Genomic DNA, 25,927 nt, shown 5'->3' on the forward strand with positions numbered 1-25,927 from the left:
TCGAACCAAGCGATTCTCAGGGACTTCGGATCGTACTCACCCGGCTGTTGCGGCACTCGAAGCGGCCATTTCCGCTCGCACGAGCGCGACGAGTTCGTCCTCAGTCAGCGGATCGACTGGAATCCGAATTCCGTCCTCGGTGTAGAAGATACTGGCCGAGACGTCTCGATTCGGGAAGCACTGAGCAACGACGTGATAGTAGACACTGACCTGCTTGCGGTATTCGGATTCGGCGTGCCGACCGCGATCGGTCTTGTAGTCGACGATATCCACTTCGTCCGGCCTCACGCAGAGCAGGTCGATCACTCCCGAGATCGACACCCCCTCGTCATCGACGGTCAGCGGCAAGTAGGCGGGCTCCTCGACGCGCAGGTCGCCCTCACACGAGTCGAGAAACGCCTTGATGTGACGCTCGTCGTCTTCGACTTCACCGCTCTCCGGTTCGACGGATTCGCCTTCAGCATAGCGTTCGGCGAACTCATGGACTCGCCGGCCGAATTCGGACCCCTTCCCGTCGGTGACGTCTTCGAACACGCTGTCGTCGATCAGCGTGTGCGGTGATTGGCTCACGGGCCCCTCTCGCTCCGGGATGGCGATCTGGAGGTGACTTTGTACTGTGCCGCCACCGTCAGCCGGCTGTACGTCCGGCGTGCTCTCTTCGGGTTCGAGCGGTAGGTTTTCGAAGAGCGCACTCGGCGAACTGCCGGCGGAGAAGAGCAGGTGGTCCTTCGCGCGCGTCATGGCGACGTACATGAGCCGGCGCTCCTCGTCGTACTCGCGTGAGAGGCACGCAGAGCGGACGTCGTGTCGCCAGCTGTGGTACACGTGCGGGAGGTCGTGAACGGTCGAGTATTGCTTTGTCTGGCGAAGGCCCTTGATATCGCCGTAGTGGATCGCGTCGCCGCCACCTCCAGAGGGCGGGAAATTGTGCTGGTTGACGTTTGCGAGGATCACAATGGGGTGTTCGAGACCCTTCGCGGCGTGGATGGTCTGGACAGTGATGGAGTCCGCGCCGGGGCTGTCGTCCACCTCGTGGGTGCTGCCGGCATCGAGACTCCGCTCGATGAACTGGATGACCTCGCCACGATTCATGTGCGTGCTCGAAAACACCCCTTCGAGCGTGGTGACGAGCGTGTCGGCAAAGGCGTCCTCGAAGCCGTACCGATCGAACACTCGGCGAGCGATCCCACCGACGGTTTCGATGGCCGCCAGCTCGTCACGAAACGCCAGCATGTTCGACGGATAGTCCTCGGTATCGAGGGCCTTTCTGGCCTCTTCGAGCGTGTAGCCGGCGCGTTCGAGGACGACCGCCCACCCTCGGTCGGCATCGTTTTCGAGAATCCGCAACCACGCGAGCAACAGCAACGCCTGGTCGGTGGTGAACAACTCGACACCCCCTTCGTAGGCGACCGGGAACCCATAGTCGTCAGCACATTTCTGGAACTCGCGACCGAACCGCCGCGTCCGGGTGAGGATCGCGATATCCTCGTAGGTTGGGGGACGCAGCCCGTCGTCGGCATCCTCGTCCGTAACCTCGTACTCGGCGTTGCCCACGACATCCTGGATCCGATCCAGAAGCGCTTCGTGCTCGTCCTCGCCGGTCATGGCTTCGATGCGGGAGTGTTCGCGGTTCGAATCAGCCACAAGCGAGTCGATATCCTCGACAGCAGGTTCATCGCTGTCCGTCGCCGGCAGCGACAGACTGTGTTCCGAGAAGTCAAGGATCGCTTGTGTCGAGCGGTAGTTGTCAACGAGTGGAATTTCGGTTACGTTGTCGACAGCGTAGCCGACACGCTCGGCGTCGTCGTTGAGCTCGCTCTTGTACGTCTGGAGCCGCTCCTCGAAGTGACGGATGTTATCCACTGAGGCGTACTGGAAGGAGTAGATGCTCTGCTTCCAGTCGCCGACCACGCAGATATCATCGGTCCCAGCGAGCAGGAGGGCGAGCTTGAACTGAATCTCGCTGGTGTCCTGAAACTCGTCGATCATCGTGTACTCGAACGCCAGCCCCTCGCGGAGGTCGTGGTCCTCACAGAGTAGCGCGAACGCGAATAGCAAGAGGAAGCTGAAGTTGAGGTAGTTGCGCCCGAGAGCGAACTCGATGTACTCGAAGTAGATGTCGTGGACGAACTGCTTCAGCTCCGAGCGATCCTCCTCGAAGACCCGGTCGGCCCATTCGGCGTCGATCTGTTTCGTCCCTCGGCCACCACGGAGTTCGGTCTTTCCGGGGGCCTCGGGCAGGTAGCACTTGTTCCGACCGTAGCGCCCGAGCTTGCTGCGGAGATCGGACTGCGTTGGCCCGTTTGCGCCCTCGTTTGGAGCGTTGGCCTCGGCGAAACACTCTTGAAACTCCTTGAGGTCGCCCTCCAGATACCGCTCGCCGTGACGGAACCAGCCCTCGCGGGTCGGGAAGACGCCTTTCGAGGCGAGCTGTTTGATCAGCCCCAACAGCGACGACTCGTCCGAGAGGATTCGGAAGTAGTCCTCGTACTCGGGATGCTCGCGCACGAACCGCGCAACGAACTCTCGGAAGCGCTCGTTCTCGATGACCTCGTTTTTGAGCAGTTGCGTAGAGGAGGTGATGCGGTCGTCAATCCCGAGGATCTGTGGCGCTTCGAACCCGTACCGAAGGAGGATATCGTGGGCCAGGCTATGGAACGTGCTGATCGGAGCGTCGCGCAGCGCCGCCATACCATAATCACAGTGGGCGACGATCCGGTCTTTCATCTCCTCGGCAGCGTTGTTCGTGAACGTCAGCAAGAGGAGTTCCTCCGGTTCGATGTCGTCCTGATCGAGGATGTTTGCGTAGCGTCGGGTAACGGTGAACGTCTTGCCCGTGCCAGCACCTGCGTCGACGAGGTACGTGCCTTCGGTCGCGTCGATCAGCTCTTGTTGTTGGTCGTTCGGCGAGATCGCTGTATCTGTCATTGATCGCCCTCCCGTGTGTCGAGACCAGTGGCCAGTGAAGGGGTGTTACTGGGCGACTGAGCGGATTCGTCAGTCAGCAGGAGGTCGCGGTGGTCGACACGATCGAAATTCGGTTCGCCGGCGAGCTCGGTCGCGATCGGAAAGCGCGACTCCCGCCAGTCGTTTAGTGTATCGAGACGCTCGTCGAGGAACTCTTCGAAGGCGTCAACCTCGGGTGCGAAGTAGTTCTGGGTGCGGATGGAGAGGAGTTGACGGAGCGCTTGGTTGCATCCGGTCTCGACGTACTTGTAGTCGCCAACAACGGTTTTCATCAGTTCGGTGAGGGCGTCTGCGAACGCCGAGGAGAGGAGTTCGTCCTTCTCGTAGGTGTCCGGGATTTCGTGAGAATCGAGGAACGATTGATACGTGTCGCACTCGACCTGCTTGAAGGTTTTCTGGCACTTGTTGGAGCCGTCCTCGCGGAGTGCCTCGAACGCGGCCTCCTGTTGGATGTGCTCCTCGAAGGGTGTTGGATAGTAGGTCAGGGTCGTGATTCCCTCGTCAAGGGACGGTGGTTCATCGGCGGTGATCGCATCATCAAGCGTCTCAAGGAAGTGGAACAACCGGAACCTGAGTCGTTCGTCCGGGCGCTCATCGCGGTGCTGGGCGAGGTAGAGCAGCGCCTGGAAGTTCGGTGTGTCGCTGATATCATCGATCCGGGCGTTCTTCACGACCGTCGAGGCGGAGTTGTGACCCCCGCTCTTGTAATCGAGGAGCTGGCTCGGGGTGTGAATCAGGTCGATGATACCCTTAGCGCCGAGTGCGCTGTTCTCGAACCATCGTTCGGTGATCGGCGAGTCGATTGTCTGCCCGAAGTGTTCGGCGAAGCGATTGCCCCAGCCGGGGTTCGTGTAGGCATCATACGTCGATACTTTGGGAGGGTTCTCGTCGAGATATCTGGTGATGGCGTCGATGCCGACGCGAAGTTCGCTTTCGAGCGTCGCGAGATCGTGGTCGTCGACGTACGGCTCCATTCCATCGCGCATGATGCCAACGATGGTATCGGTACCTGCTGTGTCGACCACGTCGGGATGGTTGACGTAGAACTCCGCGAAGTCGTGGAAAAGGTTCCCTTTCTGGAGGTAGTCGCGATCCGGGCCCTCAACGAGGTCGTCGAAGTAGTAGTCCCGCGGGCAGTTTACGAGCGTGCTCAGCGAGGACTGGCTGATCGTTTCGACGGTATCAGATGAAGTGGTGATGGACTGTTTCTCGAAGCCAGTCGTGGTTTGGCTGGGTGAGCGTCGGCTGTAGGGCACGTGTGGAAGATCGCTGAAGCGGTCAAACTCTTGATCGAGGAGGTCGTGGAAGTAGAGGCAGGGCGTGATCGACTCGCCGGCTTCTGTGTCCTTGACGAGATAGTACTGTTCGACACCGTTCTGGAGGAGCACCTGGAACTGTTGGAGGTACTCGCGATCCTTCTGATCGGCATCGACCCACGGTTTGTCGGGGACTGAGTGCGTCCATCCGGCGTCCAATCCGAGGTAGAAGACCACTGGTCGGTCGACGTACGCTGCGGAGGTGGCCGAAGCGAGGAGGACACCCTCCTGTTCTTCGTCGGTGGGGACATCGAACGATTGGAAGTAGTAATCGAGATCGTCGAGGATTGTGTCGGTGACTGGTTGCTCCAAGAGGCCGAGTCGGCGGAGTTCGTTGCGGAGGTCGGTGAACGATTCGTCGCACCACGTCTCGTAGGTCGAAAGTGCCTCAGTGACGGTGTGGTCGTTGATAGTGCTGCAGAAGGTCTGTAACTGATCCAGCTCGGGCCGATCGAGGCTTCGAAGCCGCTTCTGATCGTGTTTGACTGGCGGATCGATGTCGATCGTTGTGAGGATGGGGCGAACGTCGCTCAGCCGGAGGCTGTTGCTTGAGAGTGCCCTGCGGAGGAGTCTGAGGAACGTGCGAATGCGGGTATTGTCCACGAAGCCCGGTCCGCCGTAGTAAGGGATGTCGGTGGATTCGAACGCTGATTCGATGAGTGACGGGTACTCACTTCCGCGATCCATGACTACGGCGACGTCTTCGGCGTTGTCTGTGGAGGTAGCGTCGGTGACTGTCTCGACGATAGCAGTCGTCGAGTCGAACAGTGAGAATTCGGGAAGATCGAATGCATCCGCCGCAAATGGGTTGATGGTATCGTAGTCATCGGGGAGGATCGTACAGTCGAGCGTCGTGAACTGTGCTTCGCCGATCACCGCCACATCAAGATCGTCGTCGATGGTGTACTCGGCGAGGTCGGCGTGAGAGCTTTCGGCCTGTTGAATGACGTCGATGGCTTCGCGGGTTGGTTTGGTGTCGTAGCGGTCGTAATCGAGGATAGCATCGATATCGCCGGTCTCCTCCCAGCTCTGGAGGATGTTGTCGACGAGATACGAGGCGTGCTTCCAGCTCAGGGCGGTTTCGGTGACGAGATCGAGAAATAGCGAGCGTTGGTCCTGTGCGGTGAACTCGCCCGAAGCGAGCATTCGTGGTGTGGCGGCAAAGCGGCCTAATCGGGGGTGGTCGAGGCGTCGGTTCAGGGCGAGACTCAGCGGTCCATCGGTGGTGAGGACGAGATCGTAGTCCTGTGTTTCAGCATAGAGTTCGTCTACTGAGCGGGCACGCTGAAGCGTCATTGACGCAACGGTCACCCGGTCTAAATCTAAAACTGTCGGTAGGAAGGGATCGATACTATGCCCTCTGCTGAATCGAGGGCCAGCAGCAGGGTGTGCAGATAGCGAAGGTAGACGGAAATGCAGCGAGTTTGGAATTCTATATACAGAGCACCAAACTCATCTGAAACAGTAGCACACATCTACTCGTCACCGCTTGCTGGTCGAGTTCTATAGCACCACGGTACTCACTCGTTACATTTTGGAGGAGTCTCGATGACCGCCGACGGCACATACGATACCCGATGACAAGTCGAGATCTGTCGAAATCTGCCGAGGTGTTGCCTAACTGAAATGACGTGCGATATATTCTTGAGCTTCCTGTATGGTTCGTGGTTCGGCTGAACTCCCGGACCGTACATAGAACTCTTCTCCATCTTCACCGTCGAAATACATGGGCTCTGGAGTCGCATCTACCCAGACCACGCAGACTTCTTCGCCATCAACGGGCTCAAATCCGACTTCCGTATACGCGCTCGCCATCATGTGACCGAGACGGTTGTTGATTTCACGGTTGAGTTGGAGTTCAAAGTCATCCTTACCATCGGACATCAAATTCAGATCGCGCTCCAAACCTTTGGCTTCCTTTGTTCCGTCTTCCACCCCGATAATCACGACTCCTCCTTCAGTATTGGCGAGTGATGCGATTTCCTTGGCGACTCCCGCTTTCAACGCTTTGTTGGGTTGCTCTTGATAGACGTCGTAGAGGAAGGTTTCTTTAAACTCAATCCGGGCATTTTCTCCCTTCTCAATCAGATCACTGACATTCTCTCGTCCATCTTCTGCTGTCCCGATTTGGAGGTCGTCCATATAGTCATTAATCGCGTCTGCAAGGTTTTGTCGCCGTTTAGCGAGGAATTCTTCGTAGTTTTCAATACGCCATAGCTCAGGTTTGTTCGGAATGAACTGGGATTGAAGAGCGTCCGGGTGTTCCTCAATAACTTCCGGGAGGTAGTCCTCTGGTAGTCTGTCTTTGATGAGGTTTTGATTGGTTTCTGGTGTGAGGAACGCACGATTGGTAATTTCGTTGACAATCTTCCTATCCTCAGATTTGCCCGAGTCGTACACGTCGTAGAGTTTGCTTTTCGGGAAGATGTGGTGAGACTCGAGATTAAAACTGCCAGTAAGTGGAGCGCCAGTCTTCCAATCGACCGGATCATGCGCACGAGTTACAATGTGAACCATATTGTAGAATCGTCGAGTCCGCTTTCCCCTTCCCTCCAAGTCGGAAGGTTGCACCTCAATTCGACCACGATCATCTCGAATCCCCTGCATAAGGTGATCTGTTGGCGACTCGGTATCGAGCAGCGATAGATCGTGCTCAACGGTACTATCAGAGGACCCACTGTAGCGAGTCCACATCATTGCGGCGTACATCCAGCGGAGAAACTCCCGCTTTTCTTCCCAGGTGATTTGCTTGTCTTTCTTGTTCAGAAAGACAATAAACGGAATGAGAACATCTCGGGTATTAATATAATTCGAGCTAGGGATATGGCCTTCATTTTTGAGCACATTAATCACGTAATCGAAGATCCCATCTTCTTCAGCAAGTTTCTCCCATTGACTCTCCAACCGCTCTCTCGGGAGGTCGTACACATTCTCATAAGTCATAGTCTCGGTCAAAGTACCAATCATCGTCTTCACATAGAAATTCAGGTTGAAGTCGAAGCCTTCCTCCGCGAGTTGTGCTTGTTTCGCTTTCATTTCTCGCCGTATATGAGGCCACTGAGCACTCATATGAGCTAGCGCGAGTTCTGCATCGCTCAGATGCGTCCCCTGAGAGTTGATCTTATCAAAGAGGTCGATTGCCTGATGAACATCGGCTGACTTGGGCAGTGTCTCAACCGGGACATCGAAATTCGTGATTTTCTTGAGCTGGTTCAGCTGTTCTTCATAATGTTGCGATAGCTCGACGAAACCATCGTGATCAGTGCCGAGTTTCTCTTGAGCGATCGTGATTGGGCTAATATCGCCCGCAAAAACATCCGGGACTGGAACCCATTCAGTTCCATCACGGGTCATCTTATTCTCAAAATGGAATTCGCCAGAATCAACGTTGAAATACAAATCTCGGGGGTCAGTGTTGATGTCTTCTGGCTGGTAGTAGGGCGGGATGTCATCAGTAATCAACATATAGAGCACCGTCAACCGTTGTTGTCCATCAAGTAGAACTTCGAAGAGACCGTGCTTTTCTTCATCGATAGCGTCGTTCTTTATCTCTGGCGGGTTCTCTGTAGACCAAGTCAGTAGCCCACCGATGGGGTACTGTTTGAATAGCGAGTTCATCAACTCCTTTGCTTGCGATTCTTTCCAAACATACTCACGCTGGAATTCTGGGAGAACGATCGCGTTCGCTTCCACCTGATCCAGAAGCTTGCTAATCTGCATTAGAGGCCAAACCGTAGCGGACGATGAAAAGAATACCGTCGAGGTTCGATCCCCATGAAACTCCTCGGGTTGGGGCTTAGTTGTGGAGTTGCCTCTCTGTATACACAGGATGTCATAGAACGATTCGCATGGACGGCGTGATGGGGGAAACCGAGATTCGAGAACAGACCATCATCTCGAAAAATAGCACTCATCTTGCTCAAGATCGCTATGCGCCGGGCATGTGAACTGTTCTATGCCTCTTCGAAAACACAGCAATTGCTTCTGAGACGTAAATTCGAGGGAGATACTGATGCCGAGCAGCGCCATGAGGATCGAACTGGCGGTCAAACCGTGAATCTCGCTGCCCTCTGCGGATTCAATAGAGCCGTACCGGACTCACAGACTTGGAAGCTGTTTCCAAGGCAATCGATGACCTCACCGAGAGGATTCAGACCGTCGTGTGAGTATGTCGGTGCTCCCGCGGATTGACCCCGCAACTACTGGTCTTGCCAGATATCTAGCTGTGAGGGACCACGGACCCCTACCTTGATAGTATGAACTGTACTGTATCCAATCAAGTTTCAGATGCGCTGTCGTCCAATTGTCCCGCAAGCGCGACATCTGCTTCCGTAACGGTTTCTGGCTCAACTAGCTCAATCTCCTCTGTGAGTTTGTGGTGTATCCTTCGAACCGTACCGTTGGTCCCATATCTACAACGCCTCCGATGTATTGTGCGCAACTGACCCTCTGCCCAGTCAGTCATCTCGTGATCATCCAGCAGTTTGAGAATTTCACCTGCTTCTCTACTTACGTCCTCATCGGTGTCCGCAATCTGCCGACATAGCTGTTTGATATCGGTAACGACATCCCTATCTCCGCTCTGGCGGCTCAGAATGTCGTTTTGCCATGTACTCGGCGTACCCAGCTCACTTACGAAGGATTTCAACTCCTCAAAGTCATCTTCGGGGATCGTGTGGCGAGTAGTATCGGGAGAAGAAATCGTCTTGAACACTCGAACTTCATCTGTCTCCAGCCGTGGGAATTGGGTGAAGACCGTTTGTTCCCCGATTGTGGTGCTTTGTACTCGATCCGAATCGAAGATAGTGGTTCGCCATTCCGTGCGCCCACTGCTGTGTTCTAGGTGTGCGAGTGAGACATATCCTTCTTCACCAGGGGGGACAAAATACTGCGGCTTCGACCTATCTTCGACGGCATCGTAGGTTTCCCGGAGCTCCTCGATATCGACGTTATTCTCCTCACAGAATTCCCGAACGACGTTTCTGAGGTCGTCGTACTTCGACCCAATACCCTCTAACCCCTCATCTCCAAACTCTGCACCGCCTTCATCAAGTCGCTCAAGGGTGAAGAGCGTCTTGTGTACCTGCTCTTCAGCAGTATCCAAGATGGGAGCAGTTTTTCCGAACGTATTAGCGATACGTTCGATTTTCTTTTGAATCTGCTCGACAAGTCCGAGCTGCTTCCGTAGATCGCCCGTCGGAGCAAAGTTGTATATCCACAGTTCGTCATGCCGCGTTGTGATGCGGTCTATACGCCCAATTCTCTGCTCCATCTTCATCGGGTTCCAGTGGAGGTCGTAGTTCACGATGACTCGTGCATCCTGGAGATTCTGTCCGACCCCAAGTACGTCGGTAGCGAACAGGATGTCAATCTCTTCATTAGGAGAAACATCGGTCTCTTGAGCCTCTGGAGCAAACCGTTCAACCACTCGCTCATCGAACCCACCGCCCCCGTGGACGTATCCGACGGTTGGATTACTCGGATCTTGACCGAGCGTAGCAACGTTGGTGTACGCTGGATTCTCGCCGGTCAGTTGCTCGAAGAGATGCGTAATTGTGGGTACGTACTGGCTGAATATGAGAACCTTCTCTTCCGAGAGCTCTCGGTCTATTAATCCACGCAGGCGTTCCGCCTTAGCGTCTTTAGTGCGCCCGTCTTCCTTGGTCTGAAGTGCATTCTGTGCTTGTCGTCTTATACGATCCAATTCTCGAAGGTCTTCGTCAATGTCTGCTACAATTTCGTCCCTTTTCGATGGGCTGACCCTATTGAGGGCTTCTGCGACATCCTCAAAATCAACATCTTTGGCGAAATCGTCCTCGAATGTATCTCGTATCTGCTCGACGGCGTCACTCCGGTTTTGCGCATCATCCAAGTCACCAGTAGCGATGTGGCGTGTGATGCGCTCTCGTTTCATAAGTCGTTCAACAGAGCTCTCGAATGCGGCAAGGCTGCTCTCAAGACGTTTGAGGAGATTGATGAGCATCAGAATGCTCGCATTCTGGTACTCAATGATTAGCTCCTCTTCTTCGTCTCCGTCAGCGTCATACCGATCAGCGCTAACGTAAGGAATGTTCAGTCCGGAGTTCTCGGAGTCATCTGGCCCGATAACTGTATCGACGATGTCGCTATAGAGTTCGTCAAGGCGAGGGTCATCGGGTGTGACGAGACGGGGCTCTCGCTTAGGAACACTAATGGCCCGGTCTCCGATGGTGATATCTTCGTAGTTGTCGAGGATATACTTGCGATCCCTCGAAATAATCACCTCCCTCATCATCGACTCGATGAGCTCTTCAAGCTTCGAAATCCGATTCTGAGTGCTTGAAGATCTGTCTTCTTCGCTGGAGATCCGGTCGTACTGTTTGAAAATCTCGCTCGGTGACAGACCCTTCAGTTCAATATCGAAGTCGTCATCGTCGGCAAACACCTTGATCAAATTGTCTACATCTCGGACGGAGTTGTGGATCGGCGTCGCAGTGAGCATCACGAACTTCTTGCCCTTTCGACCGATTGACTGGAGCTTGTCGTAGCGCTGTGTTCCAGTATTTCGAAGGTTGTGAGCTTCGTCGACGAGAATTAGATCAACTCCACGGAGCCGCTGGATTTCCTTCTCAGACAGTCGGGAGAGTTTGTTAAAGCTGATGAACGTTTTCTCGGCAGTTGTCGGGAACTCTCCTGTGTCCGCATCAAGGAGCTCCCGCATCCACATCTGCTCCAGCCGTTTGGGCGCGATGATGAGAACGTCGTCACGGGAACTCGTGTATTCCTGTACAAGAGGAGCTCCAATATATGACTTGCCGAGTCCGACGCTGTCTGCTAAAACGACGCCATTGTATTTTTCGAGCGGGCGACGAGCTGCTCTGAACGCGTCCTGCTGGAACGCCGCGAGCTGTTCTTCGTAATCGCCAGTAATGTCTTGGAGTAGGGTTCCCTCTCGGACGTCTCGGGAGAATTGCTCAACGATAAACCGTTTCGTTGCTTCGTACGGAGAGATAGTCTCCACCTCGGCGACCGATGTTTCGCCTTCTCCTATAGAGATGTCCGGCAGGTCGTCTTCGAACTGCGACTTCTCTATCGCGGCAGTCATCAGGTCCTTGTCGAATTCGCTGGCCTCCTCCCAAATCTCCCCGAACCATTCGCCGAGATACCGGATGGTGTTGTTGTCCTTCTTTTCGACGTTCAGCTCAACGTTACCTCGGAGGCCGCTAGCAGAGAGGTTTGAAGAGCCGATAATCGCCCGTCCGAGGTCCGGAGAACCCGCCGGGTGTTCGAAGAGATAGAGCTTAGGGTGGAAACGACTGTCGTCGTACACCCGTACATCCACCTTGTCCTGCTGAATGAGTTCATAAAGTCGATTGATTCCCTCTTGGGCCTCAGTGCGGTCGTACTCATCTAGGTCGTCAGCGAACCCACGTTCCAGTTCATCGATGGTACGCTGATCGGTATCGGTTCCGATGAGGATCTCAACGCGTTCGGCCCTTCGTAGATTCTCCTTCAGAAGATCGAAACCGCCGAGATAGAAGTAGCCAACGGCGATTCGGACGGTCTCGGCTTCAGGCGCAATGGCGTTCGCTCGCGCGGCGACGTCATATTCGCGGTTGTCGAGGACGTCTGAATAGCTGGACCAGTCTAGGTCACTCATCCAGGTCCACCTGATAAATTTGCTCTACAATCTCTTCAACCTCTGTCTGAATTGATTCAAGGGACTCCGATCGGTTCCCTCGCTGGGACTCAATCGCTCTATCGACCAGCGTCTCGACGCTCTCCCGTTGTTCCTCAGTCGGGATGAGGATGGGAATTAGACGGAGGTCGGCGGTCTCCATTCCGGTCGAATTGATGAAATTCTCGGTGATGTGGATGGGTACCTCTGAGTTGAGGATTCCAGTAAGATACTTTTCGGACAGCTTTTGTCGGTCAGTTGGTGCTAAAATACTTCCAGTAGCGTCTATAGCCCGATTATCCGTGTATCGTGCCCGGAGGTTCGCAAACCCACCTCTAGAAATGAAGACACCGGGTTCGAAGTAGTAGTCAATATTTTTCAGAATTCCGTTCCTGTGACTTTGAATCTCCTGAAGTGACTCTTTTGACCAGTTTATGTATTGGACTTTGGACTTGTAGTATAGATCTGACTGACGGAATCCCTTTTCAAGGGGAACCCACGTAGCTTTCTCCGAACTATCGATTCCGTTTAATTGTTCATGCGAAGTAAGGTTACTGGGATCCGCAACCCGGTCTTTGGTGATAACCCTGTCGAGGTATTTATACTCATTTTCATTCCGTTCGTTTAGTTCGAAATCGGGATTTCGATTGGCTAACTCTTCGGCCTCCTCAGTCCCTTCTAAAAATGACATGTACTTGGCATTTTTATCAGTTGTCAGCCCTTGTCCTCCGAGAGTTAGTAGCCCAATTATAGAGACATCACCTTCGTCTAATTCTGAGATATGATTTCGAGTTATTTTCCCCGCATTATTTTTCAATGTCGTCACGTCCTGTAACTCAGACTCCCACTCCTCAGCAAGGCCCTTAATCCTGGACATAAATTGATCATGGAGTCTCAGGTTCATTTCTGTCGGCTCGAAGAATGCGCTCCGAAGCGTGTCTTTGTAGATCTGGAGTCGGACACGGTACCCGCGAGATGAATCGCGGAGGTCGAGCGGTTTGACTCTCTCAGTGTCTGACTCGAAGGCGTCTAATTCCCGAACAAACGACCGATACTCCTGAATCTCTGTTTCTGAGGCGTCGATATAATTGAATTTATGTGATAATTCTGGGTCCCGTTTTTGCAATGCGAAAATCGCAGGTTCGACCGTTGCATCGAATGTGTCAGGATTCGCTCTTAGTAAATCGAGTAATTGGTTCCGCTGGAGCAATTGCCGCGTCGTCTGCTTGGACCCGATGGTGTAAAACGTATTACTGGTGATGTATGACAGTACTCCACCTTCCCGTGTCAGTTCCCACCCCCGGATATTGAACTTCTGATACAGGTCATGCCGCATCCGTGGAATGGTCTTGTAGAAGTCATACTTCTCGTCGTAGAAGCGTGCCAGCTCTCCAATATAGTCCTGCTGAGATTGCCCCTCGTACGGTGGATTGCCGATTACGATATCGAACCCACCGTCAAGAATGACCTCTGGAATGTTTAACGTCCACGCAAAGGTTTCGTCCGTCTCTTCGGCAACATCGGCCATCCAGCTACTCTGCTCGACAGCTAATTGGGTATTCAACTCGTCTGTGAGTTCTTCGAGGCGCTCGGCAAGTCGATCCTTTTCACCACCGTGTGCGGTCTGGTATTGGGTCCTAACCTCGTGAATCTCTTCGAGTGTGCCGTCGAGACCCCCCGTTAGGGTGGCTTGCTGGGCGTCGACGTTTGTTGGGTCATGCTCTCCGACAAGGCTGTTTCCGACAAAGAACTTGAATCCGAGATTGGGCAGTGCGAACTCTTCGTTAGAATCAAGGAACTCGTCGTGGTCCACGTCGAGATCCTGCATTAGGTGGAGCCAGACACGGAACTTACACAGTTCGATACCGCCAGCGTCGATGTCGACACCGTAGAGCGTGTCCGCGATGAATTCTTCTTTCAACTGGAATCGGCTTCGGTCGTCGTCAGTACTATCATCAAGTGCTTCCGAGACCGCGACGAGCTCCTCCAACATGGCGATGATGAACGCGCCACTGCCCACTGCCGGATCCAGTACGGTCGCAGACCGAAGAGCGTTGTCGACGTCCTCGATCAGGTCCTCGCTGAGCGAGTCGGGGGCGGTGTGGTCACTAACCAGTGACACAGCCTCTTCGTGGGAGATGCCGGTTTGTCCCAGCAGGTGCTGTTTGAGCGCGTTCTTCGTCATGTAGGCGGTGATAGGCTTCGGGGTGTAGAACGCGCCCACCTCTGAACGCTCGTCCTCCTGCATGAACATCTCGAAGATACGCCCGATGAATTCCGGGTCGACGACGAGTTCCTGTTCGCTGGGGTTCGACTCACGAAGCGAGATCTTGTACCGGCGAAGGAACCCCTTCGGATCGCCTGATTCGTCCTCTTCAGGACTCAGAAGCTCATCGAAAAACTCCTCGCTGATACGAACATTCGTTTCTATACCGCGTCGCTCGAATAGCCCACCATTCAAGAACGGAATCTGCCCCAAGAATCCGTAATCAGTCGCCGCTGTATCCGAGAGTGCTTCGAAAAATAGTGGTTCGAAAAAATCGTCGTAGACATGCATAGTCTCGTCTTCCTTTGCGGCCTCGTACTTGTTCTCGATATAATCAGTGTCATCGTTAAGCCATTTTTTCTCCTCAATGAACAAAAGGAAAAGAACCCGGTTAACAACCGTTCGTGTGTACGCATTGAGATTTTCTTCTGGCGCTTCTAACCCATGGATAGCGTCCTGTAGTGTTTCTCGAAAGAGCTGGCCGAACTCCTCATAGAAACTTCGAGCGATTTCCCGGATTGAGAAGACATCCTCGATACGCCGTTCAAGACTTGTTCTGCCTTGTCCGGATCCTACAGCAATATCCTCAACAAAGTCGATATAGGCTGGCTCGACATCAAACCCTTCGATAGTAAAGTATTTGAGATCGAATGTGACCTCTACGTCTTCCGAAGAGAACTGTTCTTCAATATAGAGGAACGTGAGCTCGTCGTGTAATGGACTTGTTAGCGGCCCTTCGTCGGAGTTCCGATATGCGATAACGGTAAAGAGTTCGTCAATAGGGCTACCATGGCGTTTCAGCTGTCGTTTCAGTTCGCTAAACGAAGGACTGTCTCCAGATGCTCCTAACTCGATGTATCGAATGATGCCTTTGCTATCCGCATCAATGAGGTGTGCTTCATACCAGTCGTTTCGACCCTGGTTCCGATTAATGCCGCTCGGTACTTCCACAAAGGAGCTATAGTTCAACCCGTCTGAGTCAAGCAGGTAATTGATTAGATCGCTACCGGTTTCAATAGAAGCGAGACTTTCAATAGGATTGTGAACAGACATCTTTGCTTGATCGTTCTTCGACCCATCCTCATTTATAGCCTTGGCAAATCCCATTGGTTCCCCGATCCAATCCTTTGGCATCCAGAAGGTACTCCTTTCTGACCCCCGGTCCAGAACCCCCGAACTTCATCAATTGGGTAGGGCCACCAGAAAATGATTCGTGCACTAAGAGTATCACGGTCCTCAGTTAGTCGCCCGATAGCCCGCGAACACTGAGTACCGTTCCCAGCTCCCAACGCAAATGTATATAGCCCTGTCGTGTCGATGGAGGCCAAATGGGTAGCGATCCGTCCGAGCAAGGAACGCTCTCTTCATTCGAGGCCGCCGACGGCGAGGACCATGAAACCGTCAGGGCGGAAGCGGGCGTCACGACGGATTCCACGGGTGACAGCGAACCCGCCGAGGAAGGCTACATTAGCCCGACGGCGATCGCCAATACGGTCAAGCTGGGGATGTGCGAGCGTGCGTTCGCCTACGAATTCAACGACTACCGAGAGGAGTGGCGACGTGACCGTGACTTCGCTGAGGCGTTCGATCCACTGAGTCCGTTGCTTTCGCACGACGGTGACAAGTTTGAGGATGAGGTAACTGCCGAACTTGAGCGGCTGACGGACGAACACATGGATCGTGCCGGGGGCGAGGACTCGGCTCGCCTGGCCGAGACACGCCAGTGGGTGCTCAAAACGCTCCCTGAGATGGCGCAGCGGCCCGCATGGGACGACGACGGCTCGATCACCTCCATCGAGCAACTGCGCCTCGCCGGGCGCATCGGCACGTGGAACATCGCGGGGGATGCGGACGTACTGTTGTGTTTCCCCACTGATGACGGTCTTCGCATCCACATCGTCGATATCAAGGCGGCATTCGAAGAAAAAACCCACCAGCAATTGCAGGTGGCCCAGTATGCACTCCTGTTGAAGCAGATGCTCGCAGCGGCGCACGCCGACCATCCCGACACCGCCCTTGACCTGGAAAGTATCACCGTGACGGGCGGCGTGCTCCACCACGAGTCGGAGATCGATGGCCGCAGCCCGGACGCCTACCCGTCGTTTGCTCTCTCCCCGCGCGAGGGAGACATTCGCCGTCTCACTGCCGAGGATGGCGCATTGAACCGCCTTTCAGATACCGCAGATGAGAATACACGCCGCGAATTCCGGTCTCGATGCCAGGGATGTAAGAATCAGGAAGCATGCCGTACCGAAGCGGTTGAGAACGAAAGTACGGCTCTGCTCGGCATCAGCACGGGCGCACAGCGCGCCTTCGCCGAACAGGGCATCACGACGGTTGAGCAGGTAGCCGCTCTCGCGGATGTACCTGAGGACCGCACGCCGCACGAGTATCAGTTGCTCTCGTTCGCCCGCGAGTCCGAGGACACGCTTCGTGCGCTTATCAAGGATCAGGCCATCGGTTCCGATCTTTCGGAGGTCATCCAGCGCGCCCAGACCATCGCGGGTGATCTCGCCGCGAACTCCGATGCGTTCCACCTTGATGACAGCCGCGGGATGTCGTGGCTCGTCGGCACTGGTTCCGGGAGTCTTCCGGAGGACGCTTCGTTTTCGGGGTATACACCCGAGATCGAGCCGGATTCACTCATTCGCGTCTATCTCCATACACATATCGACCACCGTCGCGATCGGATGACGGTAGCGAGTGCGTTCATCACCTCGACGCAATACGGTGAGGTGGGTAACGACCCAATTCGCATCTCGCATATGGTACCTCGCATCGGCGATGCACACGGCGAAGCCGACCGACTCGAAGGGGAGATGTTGGTAGAGTTCTTCGAAGACATCTTCGACGGGATTCGTGAGGTGGCCGCCGAAACCGGACATCCCGACCGGGCAGCGATGCACTTCTACACTTACTCCACCTACGGCATCAACTCACTCGCCGAGGCGCTCGCGCGCCATGACGCCTCCCCCCTACCCGCGGTGCGCGACCTGCTCGGGCTTCGGAGTGCGTTGGGTGAACGTCATAATGACGATGAGGACATTCCGACAGACCGCCGTTTCGAACAGGGGAGTCAAGCCGTCACCACCGAACAGTCGATGATTTCGGCCATCGAACCGGAGATCGACAACCGGTTCGCAGCTCGTACGTCGAACACTGGGCTGCTGGCGGTCATCGATCAAGTCGGGAACTTCGCCAATGACGGTTCGGATTTCTTCTGGGGGACCGACGGTCACTACACCCGATCCGACGGCACCGACGTCAACCTACGGGACGCATTCCGGGAGCGATTCACCGGCTATTCGGGAAAATTCCAGCGAGAGGCGAACGATTCGCTTGTCAAACTCCCACCGGAGACACCGTCCGATGAGGTCGACGAATGGCGACCAACGCGTGCCCGTCACCGTATTCAGATCCCCACAGCGTACGTGTGGGCGGCACTCGATCAAATCAACGAGAGTTGGTTCGATGAGATTGAGGATGGTCGAGCGCGACAGTTGCTTCGCTCGTACATGTATCACAGCGGCGAAGACGGCCTCCGGATCTCTGAGGAAGATATCCTCGCACTCGGGGAAACGCTTGCTCACGCCCTCGCACATGTCGAGCGCGGCATTGAGAGACGCAACATCACAATCGAAAAACGAGATCTGCCGCTCGATATGCTCGAATCCTTTTCGTTGGATGGCGGTCATAACGGTTCACGCATCGCCGAGGCGGGCCGCGAGGTGTTGCGACTCGAATACGAGGCGGGGGTCGAGGAAGCGCGCGATGGCTACACCCGTCCAGTCCGCGAACGGGTGCGAAGCGGTGAGTCCACCTACTTCCTTGTGACCGATGTTGAGGATCGAAGCGGCTTCCTCCGAGTCGAAGGAGACCTGCTGTACGACCGCGATCCGGGGATAGGCGATTCGGGGGCCGAACGCGTGGCGAGCGAGTGCAAGATCAAGTCCAGTGACCGAATGGTAGCGAACCAGATTCGGTGGGGGACGGATGACGTTACTCACTCCGCCGTCTCGCGCCCCGATGAAGTCGAGCGAGGGACGGCAGTGACCGTCACGGCTATCGACACAACCGATCCACCCGGGACACGGACGATCGAACTGGAGGCGCAGACGTACACGCCAAGCGGCCGGTTCACGACACGTCACCTTGGCGCGACGGCCGACGCCAGCGAGGCCAATGATGAGTACAAGCAGTTCTTCCAGGAGGGTGCTTGCTTCATCATTGACCCGCTCGCCGATGACTACCCTGCAAGCAAGCGCGACGAAGCTCTCGCCACCGGTGATACGAACCCAGTATGTTCGCTGCTCGATGACTACCGGGAAGGACGACCGGTGTCAGCACCTCGCGTTGCCACCGATGCGGCAAATGAGAGCGTCGAACGCTTCTGCGACAGACTCGATGCACTCGGTGCCAACCCCGAGAACAAGGACGTGTTCCCGCTCAACGACGAGCAACGCTCGTTCGTCACGGAGACGGACAGTCGGGTGAGTCTCTTACAGGGACCGCCTGGCACCGGCAAAACGAGCGGCGCACTCGCACCCGGCCTCCTCGCTCGCACCACCGCATGCGATGCGGACGAGGCTCGCGAGACCGACGGCAACACCCCCACGCCGACTCGTATCGCTGTCTCGGCGGCCTCGAATACTGCCGTCGATGAGCTGGCCGCCGATGTGGCTTCGCTCGCCAATACGGTCGCCTCGAACGCCGAAGAGGGTGCTATCGGAGCGAGATTCGAACCCGAGAATCTACGTCTCGTCCGATTAACTGGTGGGAATCACGAGCGACCGCACGACCGCGTGGATTATGTCGACCTCAAAGCCGCCAACAGTGCCGACGATGACGGCTTCGGCGACCTCGTCACGCGTCTTACGGTGGATGCAATAACCGAGACGCGTGAGGCGGGCCTCGCCGAATTCACCGACGGCGTACCGACCAACCTCATCATCTTCGGGACACCCTACCGTCTGTGGACGCTGTTCGATAAACTTCCACCGGCGGTAGCGGCACCGCACCGCGTTGAGACGCAATATGCAGGCGAAGCGGAGGACACGGCGGAGTCGCGTCTCCGGGCCGGAGAACGCTACTTCGATTTCTTCGGCGCTGACGAAGCATCGATGTTGCGGGTGCCCGGTCTCGCCGCGGCAGGAGCATTCGTCCGGGATGACGGCCAGCTCCTCATCTCAGGCGACCATCGCCAGATGCCACCGGTCTACAAACATGAGTGGGACGAGGAATTACGCCGCTCGATTCGTGAGGTGCTACCCTATCTCTCCTCACTCGATTACTTTCGGTTGTTGCGCGGTGAGGACGTTCCGGTGAGCGACGACGCGATGACGGACTACGCCGGTCGGCGTGACACCGATATACCGATGACCCGGCTCCAGCGCACCTACCGGTGCCATCGATGTCTCGCGGGCTTCCTCTCAAAGCACGTCTACGAACGCCTCGATGGGATCCACTACACCTCCGAGGAAACGCACCGTCTCACCCCACCGGTCGGCGACGCGCTGACCGACGGTCAACGAGCCACACTCAACCCGGATGTTCCCGTTTCGGTCGTGGTGTATGATGACCGCCTCGGACGCGAGTCCAACCCGACTGAAGTGGCACTCGTCAAGGCGATCGAGTCGGCCATCGACCGCGATCAATCGGTTGGTGTCGTCACTCCGCATAATGCACAGAAAGCGTGGCTTCGACGCGTACTGAACGCTGACGACGATGAGTCCGCCACAAAGGCGAACTCGAATACACTCATCGAGACGGTTGAGCGATTTCAGGGCGGTGAGCGAGATGCCATCATCATCTCTGCGACGGCCTCCGACCCCGCCTTCCTGCGGGAAGAAGAGGACTTCATCCTCAGCCTGAATCGCCTCAACGTTGCCATGTCGCGGGCGAAGAAGAAGCTCGTTGTGGTGGTCTCGCAATCGGTTTTCAACCTGCTGCCCACCGATATCGATACCTACAACGAATCGTTGCTGTGGAAGGCACTCTATGTTGAGGCGAACGTACAGAGCGGCGAAGCCGCCGATTGGACCGGCCCACTCTCAAACTTCGTGGCTGACGTTGATGCGGGTCCCGCCCGTGGCGATGTGCCGGTGGCGGTTCACTCCATCCCGGCAGATCACTTCGACTGATAGCAACTACCCAATTCGCGATTAGTGGGTCTGGAACGACTAGTATCTCCAAGTAATAAGATCGGTCGGAAGTACTTGCTCCCGATCTGGAATCCGAACGGGTGATGCCGCCATCTACCACCGCTCACGTTTGTGCCAAGCTGCTTCCGGTCATCATGGCTCTGTCCGCCGCTTATCTTTAATGGGGCCGGATGATATATTCGGTAATGGCGATCGTACTCCACACCGCCGACACGCATCTCGGCTACTCGCAGTATCACTCGGAGGTGCGTGAGGCGGATTTCGCGGCGGCATTCGAGACTGTCATCGACGAGGCGATAGATAACGACGTCGACGCCGTCGTTCACTCGGGCGACCTTTTCCATCACTCACGACCCGACGTGACCACGCTCGCGGATACGCTCAGACAGTTGCAGCGGCTCGATGATGCCGAAATTCCTTTCCTTGGAGTGGTCGGGAACCACGAAGGCACCACGGGCGATCAGTGGGTGGATATCTTCGACCAGCTTCGACTCGGTATCCGACTCGGCCGGGAACCGACGGTAATCGACGACACCGCCTTCTACGGCCTCGATCATGTCTCGCCCGCCCGCCGGTCGAGCCTTGAATATGATTTCGAGCCGCACGACGCCGAGTATGCGATCCTCGTCGGCCATGGCCTCTTCTCACCCGTTGCCGACGGCGGTCGATGGCCGCTTCAGGAAGTGATTGAGGCGTCGTCAGTCAGGTTCGACGGCTTCCTGCTCGGCGACGACCACATGCCGCACGTACAGGTCGTCAGGGACGCGACTGTCACATATCCCGGATCAACCGACCGGACGCAGAGCGACCAGCGTGCGCCTCGCGGCTTCAACATGGTCATGACCGGTGTCAATACCGAGGCCGAAGCGGTGCCGACACCGGACGGTGGGGCGGAAACGCCGGTCGGCCTCGCTCCCACCGGCCCCGAAGTGGCCGAACGAGACGCCGATGTCCCGTGGCCCGTATCGATCACGGAGGCACGCGAAGAAGGGATTCGACGCGCCATCGAGGGACCACACGGCGAACCGCCGGTCCTCGTCGAGCGGCGTGAGATGCGTACCCGCCCATTCCGCTATCTCTCGGTCACGCTAGAAGAGGATGAGGGCGCGGCTCGCGTTCGAGACGAGATCGACGACGCCGATCTGACCGGTGCCGTGACCATCATCCATATCAGCGGCACCGGTGATCCGGTGTTGGCCGCCAACATCGAGGAATACGTTCGCGATGTCGGTGCCATGACCGCTCGCGTCAACGATACGCGCGTGTTCGGCTCGGAAGAAGACACAGACGATGTTTCGTTCGCCGACCCCGAGGCGGCGGTTGAGAGTCGGCTCCGCGAGATGCGCCTGAGCGGTGCTGGACACGACATCGAACGGCGTATCCGAGAACAGGATACCCCGACGACGTCGATGGCCGATGCCGTGGAGGGCGACGTCGACGACCGGATCAAAGATGATCCCGACCAGTTCATTCGGCAGGAACCCGAGGTGGAATCGGAATCCGAAGACGAAGCGGAGACCGGCACTAACGCCGGTATCGACACCGGTGCAGACGACGTGGCCGCAGACGACGGCGAGGGCAGTGTGAGTGAGGCATCAGAATTGGAGGCCGGAACAGAGGACGAGATTGACGACACCGACATGGAGAGCGACGGTGACGCCGCTGAGGCCGATGCCGATCCCGCACCGAATGACGACGCCGAGTCGCCGCCGGCCGACGCATCATTTGAGACAGGGAAAGATGACGCCGAAACCGGGAAATCGCCCGAAACTGAGACCGTTGCCGACACCGAGGATGACGCCGTATCCGAGGGTGAACCTAATCCCGAGGGCGACTACGACGACGCCACCGAGGGTGAGGAGACGGACGAACAGACAGAGGCGGAAGCTGATGGCGAAGACGAGGACGCGCAGCAGGTCACGCTTGATGACCGCTGGGGTGATTGATGGCTTATGGTGGGGTAAGCTCGCCGCGAGAACGCCTCGATATATTGCCACCTAAAGGGATACTACCGTCACAGAGAGATGATTTCCAACGGGCGGTGGCATGCGCCAATTTGTCTTCCGGAATCCCGGGTTTCAGGGTCACTACCGGCTCGAACGAAACGTCGCTGATAATCACCTACCGACACCAGTTCTTAAGGCCCTCTCACGGGTATCGTGGAGTACCCGATCATGCAATTCTCCGAGATAGCGATCACGAATTTCCGGTGTTTCAGCGACACCGAGGTTCGCTTCGAGGACGGCGTGGTGGCGATCCACGGTTCGAACGGAGCCGGAAAGTCATCCCTGCTCGAAGCCGTCTTCTTTGCACTCTACGGGTCGAACGCACTGCCGACGGGCGTCACGCTCGGAGACGTGATCACGACCGGCGAGGACGAGGCCGAAGTTGTCCTCGACTTCCATCATAACGATAGCCGCTACAAGCTGACCCGAGAGATACGGCGGCGCAGTAGCGGTGCAAGCAACACCAAGAGTGTGCTGCGAGCCGACGGCCCGGTCGTCGCCGACGGCTCTCGTGAGGTGAACGGCTACATCAGCGATCTCCTCCACATGGATGCCGACGCCTTCGTCAACTGCGCCTACATCCGACAGGGCGGCGTCACGAAGCTGATCAACGCCACGCCCTCCGAACGGCAGGCTATGATTGATGAACTCCTCCAGCTCGGCACGCTCGAAGAATACCGCGAACGCGCGAGTAAAGCCCGTATCGGCACCGGGCGCGTTCGTGACTCACAGGACGGTGCCGTGGATAGTCTCGATGACCAGATCGAGTCGAAAGAAGACCAGAACCTCAAAGCGCGCCGAGACGTGGTTACCACGGAACTCGGTCGTATCACCGACGGCATCGACGACGTTGCTGAGCGACGCGAGTCGACGGTCAAGGCACGCGATGAGGCTCAAGAGGTGGTTGATGCACACGAAGAGCGGCTCAACCGCATCAACGACATCAAGAACGAGGCGGAATCACACGTCGGCGAGATGCAGGCCGCCGCTGACAGTCGGGGCGATCATCTCGATACCGTCCGTGAACAGGGGGCACAGGCCGGCACCCTTCGTGACCGCCTACGACGCGCGACGCAGGCGGATGAATCCACGCTCCCGACTGACGGCCTCGCCTCATTCGACCTTCTCGGTGACGATGCCGACGCCGAAGAGGCTGCAGGCGTCCACTTCGATCGCGACGCCGTTCAGGAACGTATCGAGAGTGCGGAGGCAAGCGAAGACGAAGCAGCGGATGCCGTGAGCGCCGCCAACGACCGGCAACGAGCCGCAGGGGAGGCAGCCACCGCTCATGAGGGCAACGCCATTAACGCCGCCGAGAATGCCGCCTCGAAGCGCGAGCGTATCGATGAGTACCGTGACCGCATTGATGACCACGGGGCCACAATTGGCACGCTTGACGACGAGATAGCGGCCAAGGAAAACACGATTTCCGAGCTAGAGGCCCAACTCCGTGAGTACGGCTACGAACCCGATGATGCCGACGCGGTGCGTGAGACGGCCACCAACCGGACACTCACGCTCAACGACCGCATGCAGACCGTGCAGACAGACATCGGGGCCGCACAGGGCCAGATCCGGCAGGCAGAATCCCTCCAAGAGGAAGATCGGTGTCCCGAGTGTGGCCAGCCGGTGGACGAATCACCCCACGTGACAACTCTCGATGACGAGCGTCTGGCGGTCGAGCGCCTACAGGCGAAAAATCAGCGACTAGAGGACGAGCGCGACGAGACGAAGGAGGTGGCCGAGACAGCGAGAGAGCTTGCCTCCGAACGAGACGCGCTTGCCGATCTCAAAGACGACCGAGAGACTGCCCGAGACGACCGGGATGCGGCACGCGAGAAGATCGACGACCTTGAAGACGAAATCGAGTCGCTTCACGAGCGGTCCATCTCCGAGTACCGCATCTCACAAGAGAAACAAGAGGAAGCCGCCGAAGCCGATGCCGATGCCGAAGCTCGGGAGAAAGAGCGCCAGCAGACACGGACACGTGCGAGTAACCTCCGCACGTTGGATACTACACTCTCAACGCTTGCATCCAACATTTCGGGGATCGAGGATGCTACCCGCCGCCGGGCGGACCTCACCGATGAAATAGCCGACCACCGTGAGGAGATCCATGCGCTCGCCCGCGAACGTGCTGAGCTGGAGTCCGAAGCCGGAGATGAAGCCGTCGAACAGGCACGCACCGCTGTGGAGCGCCATCAGGGCCGCATCAACCGCTTCGACCGGTGGGACGACGACCTCACGGAGATGCGCGATAAGCGTCAGCAGACGCTCGGCGAGATCAACGGCTCGATTGCCGAGCTCAAAGACCTACGGGAGCGGCAGGATGAGGCCGTCGAGCGGGCCGATCGTCTTGACGACTTCTACGCTGAGATGGAGGCACTCGAAGCCATGTACGAAGAGGTGCGAAGCGACCTCCGCCAGCAGAACATCGACCATCTTCAGCGCATCCTCAATGACATCTTCGACGAACTCTACCGGAACGATGCCTACGCGGGCATCGAACTGGACCGCAATTACGAGTTTACCGTCCACGAGAAGAACGGCGAAACGCTTGACCCCTCCCAGCTCTCCGGCGGCGAGAAGGTACTGTTTAACCTCGCGCTTCGGTGTGCCATCTACAAGCTACTCGCTCGCGGCGTCCGTGGCGAGGGGTCGATGCCGCCGCTCATCCTCGACGAACCGACCGCTCACCTCGATACGGGCCACGTGAGTCGGCTGTCGCGGGTGGTCGATATCATGCGAGATCTCGGCGTTTCACAGACCATCATCGTGAGCCACGACGACGAGATCGTCGACGGAGCCGACGGCGAAATCCACCTCACACAGGACGCCACGACCAACCGGTCCTCGGTATCGACACCCGACGCCGGTCCGGATCTCGGTGCGCCACCGGCCCCGTAGCGTTTCGGTTAACGTGTGTCGTGTGTCGTGCGTCATGTGTTGGGTTTGATAGGATCGGTGATGCATCTTTACCCCATAGTGGATGAACGAGGGGGAGGTCATTCGCAGGAGTAGACGGGCGACTACCCTTCCGAGACACCGAAGATACGTATCTCCTGCGTGTGTACTGACGGTATGCCTCCCTCGTGCGCGGAGCACCGTTTCCTCGCGACTGCCCGTGTCGCTCGACTTGCGACTGCCGACGAGAACGGGCGACCCCACGTCGTGCCGATCTGTTTTGCGCTCGTTGAGGGTCGTCTCGTCACGCCGCTTGACGACAAACCAAAAGACGTCGATCCGCGCTCGCTCCGGCGAGTACGCGATATCGAGGCAAATCCGTACGTTGCGGTGATCGTCGACCGCTATACCGACGACTGGACCGAGCTCGGATGGGTGCAGATGCGAGGGACGGCTCGTCTCGTCGCTCCCTCCGACATTGACCACGGACCGGCGGTCGACGCTCTCAGAACCAAATATTCTCAGTATGCCGACCACGCACTGGATCATCGACCAGCGATCGTCATCGACCCGGGCCATACCGTCTCGTGGGGCTCGCTGACGGCAGATCAAGCAAACCACTTCAATTCGCCCAACAGTTGAAGTATGCA

General features: G+C 56.7%; 9 protein-coding genes. 4 read left to right on the forward strand and 5 right to left on the reverse strand.

Annotated features, from left to right (window positions below; all coding sequences use genetic code 11):
- Positions 1–36: 36 nt before the first annotated feature.
- The 5 genes from PHA81_RS13475 to PHA81_RS13495 form a co-directional block, all read right to left on the reverse strand.
- On the reverse strand, positions 37–2,928 hold the full coding sequence (locus PHA81_RS13475; protein WP_273837135.1) for an ATP-dependent DNA helicase: 2,892 nt from the start codon (positions 2,926–2,928) through the stop codon (positions 37–39).
- The gene (locus tag PHA81_RS13480) at positions 2,925–5,579 is read right to left on the reverse strand and encodes a PD-(D/E)XK nuclease family protein (protein WP_273837137.1); all 2,655 of its coding nucleotides are present in this window, start codon (positions 5,577–5,579) and stop codon (positions 2,925–2,927) included. Before PHA81_RS13480 ends, PHA81_RS13475 begins: the two co-directional genes overlap by 4 nt.
- A 321-nt stretch (positions 5,580–5,900) precedes the next feature.
- Positions 5,901–8,003, reverse strand: coding sequence for a DUF262 domain-containing protein (locus PHA81_RS13485; protein WP_273837139.1), 2,103 nt, complete (start codon positions 8,001–8,003; stop codon positions 5,901–5,903).
- A 556-nt stretch (positions 8,004–8,559) separates the two neighbouring features.
- The gene (locus tag PHA81_RS13490) at positions 8,560–11,922 is read right to left on the reverse strand and encodes a helicase-related protein (RefSeq protein ID WP_273837142.1); all 3,363 of its coding nucleotides are present in this window, start codon (positions 11,920–11,922) and stop codon (positions 8,560–8,562) included.
- Entirely contained in the window at positions 11,915–15,340 is a 3,426-nt protein-coding gene (locus PHA81_RS13495; protein WP_273837143.1) for an Eco57I restriction-modification methylase domain-containing protein, read from the reverse strand. Before PHA81_RS13495 ends, PHA81_RS13490 begins: the two co-directional genes overlap by 8 nt.
- 194 nt (positions 15,341–15,534) lie before the next feature.
- On the opposite strand from PHA81_RS13495, the gene PHA81_RS13500 reads away from it, so the two are divergent.
- The 4 genes from PHA81_RS13500 (at position 15,535) to PHA81_RS13515 (ending at position 25,919) form a co-directional block, all read left to right on the forward strand.
- Positions 15,535–20,346 (forward strand): AAA domain-containing protein, encoded by a 4,812-nt coding sequence (locus PHA81_RS13500; RefSeq protein ID WP_273837145.1) that lies wholly within the window; start codon positions 15,535–15,537, stop codon positions 20,344–20,346.
- A 206-nt stretch (positions 20,347–20,552) separates the two neighbouring features.
- Positions 20,553–22,313, forward strand: coding sequence for a metallophosphoesterase (locus tag PHA81_RS13505; protein WP_273837146.1), 1,761 nt, complete (start codon positions 20,553–20,555; stop codon positions 22,311–22,313).
- A 228-nt stretch (positions 22,314–22,541) separates the two neighbouring features.
- A complete protein-coding gene (locus tag PHA81_RS13510; RefSeq protein ID WP_273837148.1) occupies positions 22,542–25,280 on the forward strand; it encodes an AAA family ATPase in 2,739 nt (912 codons plus the stop codon).
- Between the two features lie 174 nt (positions 25,281–25,454).
- On the forward strand, positions 25,455–25,919 hold the full coding sequence (locus PHA81_RS13515) for a TIGR03668 family PPOX class F420-dependent oxidoreductase (RefSeq protein ID WP_273837150.1): 465 nt from the start codon (positions 25,455–25,457) through the stop codon (positions 25,917–25,919).
- Positions 25,920–25,927 lie beyond the last annotated feature (8 nt).

This window comes from Halococcus sp. PRR34 (assembly GCF_028617175.1).
GTDB classification, from domain to species: domain Archaea; phylum Halobacteriota; class Halobacteria; order Halobacteriales; family Halococcaceae; genus Halococcus; species Halococcus salifodinae.